The organism is Chromohalobacter sp. 296-RDG (genome assembly GCF_029889885.1).
Lineage (GTDB): Bacteria > Pseudomonadota > Gammaproteobacteria > Pseudomonadales > Halomonadaceae > Chromohalobacter.
The window spans coordinates 1-1,194 of the sequence record NZ_JARANY010000216.1 but is presented as its reverse complement, the minus strand read 5'-3'; the positions used below and the strand labels follow the sequence as shown (position 1 = coordinate 1,194).

General features: G+C 67.4%; 1 protein-coding gene and 1 pseudogene. Both read left to right on the top strand.

Annotated elements, in window-relative coordinates; all coding sequences use genetic code 11:
• A partial coding sequence (locus OP495_RS18905) for a (Fe-S)-binding protein (protein ID WP_280571145.1) occupies positions 1-391 on the top strand: 391 nt, incomplete at its 5' end.
• A pseudogene (locus OP495_RS18900) lies at positions 388-1,194 on the top strand (electron transfer flavoprotein subunit alpha/FixB family protein); the annotation flags it as partial. The gene OP495_RS18905 and the pseudogene OP495_RS18900, both read left to right, overlap by 4 nt.

Genomic DNA, 1,194 nt, shown 5'->3' with positions numbered 1-1,194 from the left:
CCTGGGCCGCTACAACGGTGAATACGAAGCCCCCCGCGCGGTGCTGCAAGCGCTGGGCGTCGAGCTGGTCGAAATGCAACGTTCGGGCTATCGCTCACGTTGCTGCGGCGGTGGTGGCGGGGCGTCGGTCACCGATGTTCCCGGCAAGCAACGCATCCCTGACATGCGCATGAATGATGTGCGCGAGACCCAGGCCGAGCAGGTGGTAGTGGGCTGTCCGCAATGCACGGCCATGTTCGAAGGTGTCGTCCCGCCAACAGGCGACGAAGAAGTCGCGGTCAAGGATATCGCCGAGATGGTCGTCGCCGCACTGGATAGCACGCCGGCGGCGACATCATCTGCGCCGCGTGATGCCTCGACTGCGCAGGTCACAGAGGAGGTCATGTCATGAGCGATCTTCCGCGTCGCGATCCACGCCAGGAATGGATCGCCCGCAATCGTCTGCATCCACGCCATGCTGAAGCGCTGCTGGCGGCGGGTCAGGGCGCGGCCAGCGAATGGTGGGGCCCTGGCGGTCTCGTACGCAGAAATCCACATGCGGTGGGGTTCGTCGGTCCCAATGGCGTGAGACGTATCGACCGCAGCGGCACACAGCAGGGCGCGGGTGGCGGCGGTGCGGCGACATCGCCTGCCGAGCGCAAGCCGTTGATCGAGATTGAGGCGCCGGACTTCATGGTCGCCGTGGTACCGGACATGGCCGGCGGTCGCCTGAGCGGACATGACCGTGACCTACTCGGCCTGGCGCGTCAGCTCGCCGATGCCGATCAGGCAGCCCGGGGCGCGGTAGTGGCCGTGGTGTTCGGTCCCCATAAGGAGTCGAGCTTCGGTGAGGCGGGTATCGATCGCCTGCTGCATCTCGATTCACCGGAGGTCGCAGGCTATGCCCCCGAGGCGCGTTTGGGAGCGCTGGTCATGGCCGAGGAGGCCTGGGCGCCACGCCATTGGCTGCTGCCGGACTCCAAACTGGGCGGCGGAGAACTGGGAAGACGCTTGGCAGTGCGTCTCGGCGAGCGACCGGCAACGGGCGTCTGGCAGGTCGAAGCGGACGCCGAGGTGGCCACGGGTTGGCATTGCACAGCGCGGGGTGCGGCCGGATCGCTGGACATTCGGCGCCCCTTGCCGCGTCTCGCCCTGGCCCTGGCCGAATGTGCCGAGCCGGTCAGCGAAACGCGTCACACCGCTGCCGAACTGGCC